Source organism: Candidatus Methylomirabilota bacterium (assembly GCA_035315345.1).
Lineage (GTDB): Bacteria > Methylomirabilota > Methylomirabilia > Rokubacteriales > CSP1-6 > CAMLFJ01.
Genome location: DATFYA010000198.1, coordinates 1 through 8,780, shown reverse-complemented (window position 1 = coordinate 8,780; position 8,780 = coordinate 1). Strand labels below are relative to the sequence as shown.

The following is an 8,780-nucleotide window of genomic DNA, read 5'->3' as shown; positions in this document are numbered from 1 at the left end:
ATCATCACCCTGGGCGCCATCGAGTTCGGGCGGCTGCTCTCGGGCGCGGTGCTCACCGAGCAGGTCTTCGCCATCCCCGGCTTCGGCAAGCTGCTGGTGGACGGCGTGTTCAACCGCGACTACGCGGTCGTGCAGGCCGTCGTGCTGGTCTCGGCGGGCCTCTACGTGCTGCTGAACCTGGGCGCCGACGTGCTCTACTTCCTGGCCAACCCGCGCCTGCGAGGGACCACGTGAGCGTCACGCCCGCGGTGCTGGTGGGCGCGCCCGCGGTGGCGGCGCCGCGCCGCTACAAGGCCGCGCGCCAGCTCGCCCGCCGGCCCGCGGCCGTCGCGGCGCTCGCGGTGATCCTCGGCTTCATCGTGGTGGCCGTCGCCGCCCCGCAGCTCGCCCCTTACGACCCGACCGCGATCGACTACCGCGCCCTGCGCAAGCCGCCCTCCGCCGCGCATCCGCTCGGCACCGACGAGGTGGGCCGCGACGTGCTCTCGCGCCTGCTCTGGGGCGCGCGCGCCTCGCTGCTGGCCGGCGTCATCCCGGTCAGCATCGCGGTCGCGATCAGCGTGCCGCTCGGCCTGCTCTCGGGCGTGGTCGGCGGCTGGATCGACGGGCTTATAATGCGCATCAACGACGCCATGCTCTCGATCCCGTTCCTCATCGTGGCCATCGCGCTGGCCGCGTTCCTCGGCCCCGGCCTCGGCAACGCCATGATCGCGATCGGCATCGCCGCTCTGCCCACCTTCGTGCGCCTCGTCCGCGGCACCGTGCTGGCTGTCCGCACCGAGGAGTACGTGGAAGCCGCGCACGCCCTGGGCTGCTCGCGCCCGCGCGTGGCGGTGCGCCACATCCTGCCCAACACGCTGCCGCCGCTCTTCGTGCAGATGTCCATCACGGTGGCCGCCGCCATCATCGCAGAGGCGAGCCTGTCGTTCCTGGGCCTGGGCCAGCAGCCGCCCGCGCCGTCGTGGGGCAGCATGCTCAACGCGGCCCAGCGCTATCTCTCGCAGGCGCCCTGGATGGCGCTCTACCCGGGCTTGATGATCTTCGGCATCGTCATGGCGCTCAACGTGCTGGGCGATGGTTTGCGCGACGTGCTGGACCCGCGGCACCAGTAGATGTCATGAGCGGAGTGCGACCCAAGGAGGAAGACCCGTGAGCCAAGTGTGCATGACCCCGATCACCAACGCGAAGGCCTGGCGCGGCGAGACCCTCGCTCGCGAGACCTCGTGGATCGTCACGCTGACCGACGCCGAGATCGCCGACATCGATCGCGCGGTGACCACCGCCAAGGCCTCCGGCCTGCCGCTCGAGCGGATCCAGCGCGAGCACTTCCCGCTGACCGTGACGCGCGAGAAGCTGGAGAAGGCGGTGACCGAGATGTACGACGGCCGCGGCTTCGTGCTGCTGCGCGGCCTGCCGGTGCGCCGCTACAGCGACGAGGACGTCGGCCTCATCTTCTGGGGATTCGGCCGCTACATGGGCGCCCCGCTCTACCAGAACCCGCAGGGCGAGCTCCTCGGCCACGTCTACGACCATGGCCGCACCTACGGCAACATCGACGTGCGCGGCTACGAGACCAACGCCTACCTGCCCTACCACACCGACGCGGGCGACGTGGTCGGCCTGCTCTGCCTGCGCCGCTCGCTGGAAGGCGGGCTCAGCAGCATCGTCAGCTCCAGCACCGTGCACAACGAGATCCTCGCCCGGCACCCCGAGTACCTGGGCCTGCTCTACAATGGCTACTACTACATCCGTCGCGAAGCCGCCCTGACCGAGCGCGGCGTCTCCGAGCGCCCCATCCCCGTCTTCGGCTACCAGGACGGCGTCGTGAGCTGCCGCTACATCCGCAACCAGATCAACGCCGGCGCCGTGAAGCGTGAGGTGCCGCTGACGACGTTCGAGCGCGCCGCGCTGGACTTCCTCGACGAGCAGACCCGCCGGCCCGATCTGCGGCTGGACATGGATCTCCAGGCCGGCGACATCCAGTTCATCAACAACTACACGATCCTGCATTCGCGCACGGGCTTCGTGGACGGGCCGGAGCCGGATCAGAAGCGCCACATGCTGCGGCTCTGGCTGAAGTTTCCGCGGCCGTGGCCGCTGAGCGGGGAGTTCCCGACGCACATGGGGTACAAGCCGGCGCAGGACACGCCGGACCTGGTGGAGGCGGAGCGGTAGGACCGTAGCGCTCACGCTAATTTAGCGCCCAGCCGTGTGACAGCACCTCGGCCTGCTCCAGTACCGTCTGGGTCGCCTTCTCCTGCTTGTCCGGCGGATAGCCGTGCTTGCGGAGGATGCGCTTCACCAACACCCGTAGCTGGGCGCGGACGTTCTCGCGGAGGGTCCAGTCGATCGTGACGTTCGCGCGAACCGTGCGCACGAGCTCCTGCGTGATCATCCGGAGCGCGGGCTCCCCGAGCACCTTCACCGCGCTGTCGTTCGTCTCCAGCGCGTCGTAGAAGGCCAGCTCCTCCTCCGACAGATCGAGGGCCTCGCCGCGCGCGCTCGCCGCGCGCATGTCCCTGGCGAGCTGGATCAGCTCCTCGATCACCTGGGCGGCCTCGACCGCGCGGTTCTGGTAGCGGCGGATGGCGTGCTCCAGCAGCTCGGCGAACGAGCGCGCCTGCACCACGTTCTTCCGCCGGCGGGTGCTGATCTCCCCCTTGAGCAGCTTCTGGAGCAGCTCCACGGCCAGGTTCTTCTGGGGCATCCCCCGCACCTCGGCCAGGAACTCGTCGGACAGGATCGAGATGTCGGGCCTGGCGAGCCCTGCCGCGGCGAAGATGTCGACGACGCCTTCGGACGCCACCGCCCGCGAGATGATCTGCCGCACGGCGTGGTCCAGCTCCTCCTCGGGGCGGGCATCGCCCGACGCGCGCTTGGCGAGGACCGCCTGGACGGCCTGGAAGAAGGCCACGTCGTCCCGGATGGCGAGCGCCCGCTCATGCGGCACCGCGAGCGCGAAGGCCTGCGACAGGGCCCGCACGGCGCCCGTGCAGCGCTCCTTGCCGTTCTCCTGGCGGAGGATGTGCTCCTGGGCGGCCGGCAGGAGCGCCAGCCGCTCCTGCGGCGCTCCGCTGATCCATCTCGAGCGGTCGAAGCCGTGGAAGAGATCACAGCACACTTCGTACCTCTCAAGCATCAGCGCCACCGCTTCATCCTGGTCGAGCGCCGTCCGTCCCGTCCCGCCGCTCTCCGTGTAGGTGCTCAGGGCGGCCTTCAGCTCGTGGGCGAGCCCCAGGTAGTCCACGACGAGGCCGCCCGGCTTGTCGCGGAACACCCGGTTCACGCGCGCGATCGCCTGCATGAGCCCGTGCCCGCGCATCGGCTTGTCCACGTACATCGTGTGCAGACTGGGGGCGTCGAAGCCGGTGAGCCACATGTCGCGCACGAGCACGATCCGGAGCGGGTCGGTGGCGTCCCGGAAGCGGTTGGCCAGGGCCTCCCGCCGGGGCTTGTTGCGGATGTGGGGCTGCCAGTCCGGCGGATCGGAGGCCGATCCGGTCATCACCACCTTGATGGTCCCCCGGTCGTCGTCCGCTTCGTGCCAGGCGGGCCGCAGCCGCGTCAGCTCCCGGTACAGCTCCACGCAGATCCGGCGGCTCATGCAGACCACCATGGCCTTGCCGTCCAGGGCCTCCAGCCGCCGCTCGAAGTGCTCGACGAGATCCCGGGCGATCAGCCGGACGCGCTTCTCGGCGCCCACCACGGCCTCGAGCTGCGCCCATTTCGTCTTGAGCCGCTCCTTGCGCTCGACCTCCTCACCCTCGGTCGCCTCCTCGAAGTCCGGGTCGATCCTCGGCCGCTCGGCCTCGTCGAGAGCCAGCCGGGCGAGCCGGCTCTCGTAGTAGATCGGCACCGTCGCGCCGTCCTGGACCGCACGCTGGATGTCGTACACGCTGATGTAGTCCCCGAACACCGCGCGTGTGTTCGCGTCGGCCAGCTCGATCGGGGTTCCGGTGAACCCGATGAACGAGGCGTGCGGCAGCGCGTCGCGCATGTACCGAGCGAAGCCGTCGATGAAGTCGTACTGGCTGCGGTGCGCCTCGTCCGCGATCACCACGATGTTGCGGCGGTCCGAGAGCACCGGGTGCCGGTCGCCCTTCTCCTCGGGGAAGAACTTCTGAATCGTGGTGAACACCACGCCGCCCGCCGACACGGAGAGCAGCTCGCGCAGATGCGCGCGGCTCGCGGCCTGCACCGGCGGCTGGCGCAGCAGGTCCTGGCAGCGGGAGAAGGTGCCGAAGAGCTGGTCGTCGAGGTCGTTCCGGTCCGTGAGCACGACGATCGTCGGGTTCTCCATCGCCGGCTCGCGGATGACCCGGCCGGCGTAGAACGCCATGGTCAGGCTCTTGCCCGAACCCTGGGTGTGCCACACCACGCCGACGCGCCGGTCGCCCGGCTGGCCACCCGGTTTGCCTCCCGATTCATAACGTCCACCCTCGCCGACGCGTCCCGCACGGGCCAGCTCGGCCGCACGCAGTGTCTCCGCCACCGCCACCTGGACCGCGTGGAACTGGTGGTAGCCCGCCATCTTCTTGACGAGGCGGCCCCCGTCGTCCTCGAAGACCAGGAAGTCGCGCACGAGGTCGAGGAGGCGCCGGGGTGCCAGTACGCCCTCGATCACCACCTGTAGCTCCGGGGTGGTCGCCTCGGCCAGCGCCGTGCCGTGGATCGTGCGCCAGGGCTTGAACCACTCGCGTCCGGCGCTGAGCGTGCCGACGCGCGCTTCCACTCCGTCAGAGGCGACCAGCACGGCGTTGGACGCGAAGAGCGCCGGGATCTCGCCCTTGTAGGTCTGGAGCTGCTGAAACGCCGCTCCAGACGGTCGCGTCCTCGTCAGCCGCGTTCTTGAGCTCCATCACTCCGAGCGGCAGGCCGTTCACGAACAGCACCACGTCCGGGCGCCGGCTGTGCTTGTTCTCGGTGACGCTGAACTGATTGACCGCGAGCCAGTCGTTGTTGCCGGGCTCGTCGAAGTCAATGGCCCGCGCCTGCGCGCCGCGAACGTCGCCTTCGCGCGTCCGGTACTCCACGGTCACGCCGTTCACCAGCAGCCGGTGCAGGGCGCGATTGCGCTGGACCAGATCCACGCCTTCGGGCCGCGTGAGCTTGCGGAAGGCGTCCTCCAGCGCGTCGGGCGGCAGCGCGGGGTTCAGCCGTGGCAGCGCGCCGCGCAGGCGCCGGGCGAGCAACACCTCGCGGTAATCCCCCCGCTCGGCGGCCCGCATGTCCGGGGCGATGCTCGGGCCGTGGGCGATGCGCCAGCCGATGGACTCCAGCCAGGCGAGGGCGGCGTCTTCGACGGTGGATTCCGTGAACGGGCGCGTCACGGGACGTCCCACAGCGCGCGAACCGGGACGGCGTACAGGGAGTCGCCGAATCCCGCGCTCATGTCGCCGTCATATAGCACGACACCTCCCGCGAAGCGCGCCCCCGCGGCCTCCCTGAGCTTGCGCAGTCCGCCGAAGTCTCCCGCGGTGACAGTGGCCCCCGCCTTCACCTCGACCGCGGCCACTGCCTGTGCCCCACGCTCGATGACGATATCCACTTCCGCCTGGTCGCGGTCCCGGAAGTGAAAGAACGAGAGCCGATCCTCGTGCCAGCTCGCCAGCCGTTTGAGCTCCTGGAGCACGAACGTCTCGAGAAGCTGGCCGAGGAGCGCCCGATTGCTCTCGAGCGCGCTCGCTCCGGTTTCGAGCAACGCGCAGGCCAACCCCGTATCCGTGAGGTGCAGCTTGGGCGTCTTGACCAGCCGGCTCAGCCGGTTGCTGTGCCAGGGTGGCAGCTCCTCCACGAGAAAGACACGGGATAACAGCGTGACGTAGTCCCGGATGGTCGGACGGCTCAACTGGAACGGAGCGGCCAACTCGGAGACGTTGAGCAGACGCGCCGTCTGGGACGCCGCGAGCGCCAGCAGGCGCGGGACCGCGTCCAGCGCGCCGATGCGCGCGAGGTCACGTACGTCCCTCTGAATCAGCGTCTCAACGTAATCCGAGTACCAGGCGGCGCGCCGGCGCCCCGCCGGGATCGCCAGGGCAGCGGGGTAGCCGCCCGCGGCCATGCGGTCGGCGAGCGCAGCGCCACGGCGCCCCCAGCGCTCGACTGCGAACCCCTTACCGAACAGCCGCGCCAGAAAGTTCGGCCGGCGACGCGCCAGCTCGCACTGCGCCAGGGGATGCAGGCGCAGCACCGCCATCCGGCCGGCGAGCGAGTCGGCGAGCTTCGGAAGCAGGAGCACGTTGGTGGAGCCGGTGAGGATGAATCGCCCCGGCACGCGGTCCCGGTCGATCGCGACCTTGATCGGCCGGAAGAGGTGCGGGACGTGCTGTACCTCGTCGAGAATCACACGGCGCGGCAGCCTCGCGACGAAGCCGACCGGGTCGTCCGTCGCCGCCTCGAGGGTGACCTGATCGTCGAACGTAAAGTAGGCGTAGCCCGCTCGCCTGCCAGCAGTCTGGGCGAGCGTGGTCTTGCCGGACTGGCGCGGGCCGTGGATCAGCACGGCGGGCGAATCGGCAAGCGCCTCGGCGAGCCGCGGCGCGGCGTAGCGTGGGTAAAGTGTCCGGGCCGGCATCGGCTGATCGTAACGTTAGACCTCGGCTGATTGCAAGGTTACCAGGCCGCTGATTGAAAGGATCCATCTCGGCTGATCGAAAGGCTCGCTCAGCGTATCCGCACCGCGATCCGCCGCGGCGTCCTTCAGTCGCAGCTCGCCGGAGATCAGCTTGGGCAGCAGCGCATCGCGCAAGGCGGCGAGGGCGCGGCCTTCTCGGCGACACTCGAGCGCGCGCGCCAAGTCGGCCTGATGCTTGAATGCCTGAGCGATTGCCGGTGAGGGCCGAACCGCCCCTCTTCCAGCGTCGCGCTCTTGCAGTAGCCGGGCACGCCGGCGTATGGGCCTGCGTCCTTCGCGCCGCGCCGGGCGTGATAGGTGTCGGCCATGCGAGCGACTTCCTCGTCGGTCAACTCGCGGTGGATGCGGTCCACCAGCTGCGCCTCGTAGCCGACGGTGGCGGCGGTGTCCGGCCTGGTCTCACCTTTCTTGGGGGTCGCTTCGGCACGATCACCTCACCGGTTCGCACCGGTGCCTCGACGAGGCGTGAGGCGACTTCCTACAGCCACCACCGCAGGCGCAGCGGGAAGGCGTGTAGGGGCCAGCTTCCGCGCCAGGGCATCGGCCTCCGCCCGCAGCGCCTCCCGTAAGCTCTGCGGCTCCACCACCTCCGCCTGCGCGCCGTAGCCCAGGATCCACCGGCGCACCTCCAGCGTGTCCGCCACCCGCATCGTCATCTCCAGTCGCCCGTCCGACAGCTCGCGGAACTTCTGCGTCGGGTGCCAGAGGCGGTCGCGGATGTAGCGGGCGACGGAGCGGGCGAAGATCACCTTCACCGGGACGATGTCGCCCTTGATGATGCCCCACGTGTGCTGCAGGTACTCCTGGGCGTTGAAGCCGGGGCGCACCGTGAAGCGCGTCGCCAGCCGCTTCAGCTCGCGGATGCGCTCGACCGAGAAGATGCGCTCGGTCTTGCGCAGGTGACAGTAGCCGACCAGGTAGAAGCCGCCCTCGTAGACCGTCAGGTGGTAGGGGTCGACCTGGCGGCGCGTCTCCTCGTCGCGGCTCATCGAGTAGTAGCGCATGTCGAGCCGGCGGCGCTCGTGGAGCGCCTGCTCGATGAGGGCCACGTGCTCGGCGGCCGGGGCCTGCAGCTTGGCGCCGACGGCGCGCACGCCGATGGTCTCGCGCATCTGGTCCAGCACGCGGACGGCATCGCGGCTCAGCACGCGCCCGATCTTGTCGAACGCGGACGCCAGCGCGGAGCCGAGCGCGCCCACGCCAGCCGGGCGCAAGAGGTCGCGGCTCATCACCAGCGCGGCGGTCTCGGCCAGCGTCAGCTTGACGGGCAGGCCGAGCGTGAACTTGTCTTCGAGCTTCCAGATGGAGCGTCGGCCGTCGGCGGCCTTGTCGTCGTAGAGCGGGAAGCCGGCGGTCTGCAGCGCGCTGAGGTCGCGCCAGATGGTGCGGGCGGTGCACTCCAGCTCCTGGGCGGCGTCGTCGATGGAGACGCCGCCCGGGCGCTGGATCATCTGCAGCAGCCGCCATTGCCGAGCGAGCTGGTTCCCGCGAGGCACGGGGGAAATTATTACACGCGGTCGCTTTCCCTGACACTTCGGCGTCTGCTTTGAGCGCACTCGGGCCCATCGGACCGGTGGCTCAGGGCGCGATCGGGAAGGCCATGAGGTGCGCAACGCGCTGCTGCGTTACCAGTGTGGCTACAGCCAGGTCCGCTGTGCTTACACGGTATTCGCCGCCCATGCCCACCGCCGGCGCGGCCTGGGCCTCCCCCTTGCCCACCCGGGTCAGGATGGCGCGGCTGCTCGGCCGCAGCTCGGGCTTGGCTTTCCTGCCAATCGCGTCGGCCACATAGCCCGCACAGAGGCGCGGCCAGGTGCGGCGGAAGAGGCCGGGGCCGGCCAGCAGGTCGAGCCCCGCCCAGCGTCCCGCTATATAGACGATGGCGCCCACCTGGCCCGGCACGGGGGGCAGAGCCTGTCGCGCGGCCGCCATGTCCGCCTCGTGGCGCGCGTAGACGTCGCGCATCGCTCCCGTGTTGCTGTGCACCTCGAGCTCGGAGGCCCGCTCGGCCAGGTGCGCCCAGACCGCCATCTGGTCGGCCACGTGCCCCTGCCCCGCGCGCACCGACCGGCTCACCTGCGCGGCCTTCTTCGCGCGCAGCGAGGCATAGAGCGAGGCATCGCCCGGACGGAACCGGCGGTCGCGG

The 8,780-nt window shown here is 70.1% G+C and carries 6 protein-coding genes and 2 pseudogenes; 3 read left to right on the top strand and 5 right to left on the bottom strand.

All coding sequences use genetic code 11. The features are described from left to right. The 3 genes from VKN16_25860 to VKN16_25850 form a co-directional block, all read left to right on the top strand. Nucleotides 1-234 (top strand): ABC transporter permease subunit (locus tag VKN16_25860; protein ID HME97648.1); only part of this gene is annotated, 234 nt, incomplete at its 5' end. Next, nucleotides 231-1,112: an ABC transporter permease gene (locus VKN16_25855; GenBank protein HME97647.1), complete on the top strand. Its 882-nt coding sequence runs from the start codon at nucleotides 231-233 to the stop codon at nucleotides 1,110-1,112. The genes VKN16_25860 and VKN16_25855, both read left to right, overlap by 4 nt. 37 nt (nucleotides 1,113-1,149) lie before the next feature. Continuing rightward, the gene (locus VKN16_25850; protein ID HME97646.1) at nucleotides 1,150-2,175 is read left to right on the top strand and encodes a TauD/TfdA family dioxygenase; all 1,026 of its coding nucleotides are present in this window, start codon (nucleotides 1,150-1,152) and stop codon (nucleotides 2,173-2,175) included. 16 nt (nucleotides 2,176-2,191) lie between these two features. Here the strand turns inward: VKN16_25850 and VKN16_25845 are convergent. The 5 genes and pseudogenes from VKN16_25845 to VKN16_25825 all read right to left on the bottom strand — a co-directional run. Next, nucleotides 2,192-5,330 (bottom strand): annotated as a pseudogene (locus VKN16_25845) (type I restriction endonuclease subunit R). After that, nucleotides 5,327-6,574, bottom strand: coding sequence for an ATP-binding protein (locus tag VKN16_25840; protein ID HME97645.1), 1,248 nt, complete (start codon nucleotides 6,572-6,574; stop codon nucleotides 5,327-5,329). Before VKN16_25840 ends, VKN16_25845 begins: the two are co-directional and overlap by 4 nt. A gap of 117 nt (nucleotides 6,575-6,691) precedes the next feature. Then, nucleotides 6,692-6,769: pseudogene (locus tag VKN16_25835) on the bottom strand (type I restriction endonuclease subunit S). A gap of 299 nt (nucleotides 6,770-7,068) precedes the next feature. Next, nucleotides 7,069-8,130: a WYL domain-containing protein gene (locus tag VKN16_25830; protein ID HME97644.1), complete on the bottom strand. Its 1,062-nt coding sequence runs from the start codon at nucleotides 8,128-8,130 to the stop codon at nucleotides 7,069-7,071. 82 nt (nucleotides 8,131-8,212) lie between these two features. Further along, nucleotides 8,213-8,780 (bottom strand): DUF6569 family protein (locus tag VKN16_25825; protein ID HME97643.1); only part of this gene is annotated, 568 nt, incomplete at its 5' end.

Coding starts and splice junctions, on each gene's coding strand:
- VKN16_25840 (HME97645.1), bottom strand. CDS start 6,574: ATGCCGGCCCGGACACTTTACCCACGCTACGCCGCGCCGCGGCTCGCC.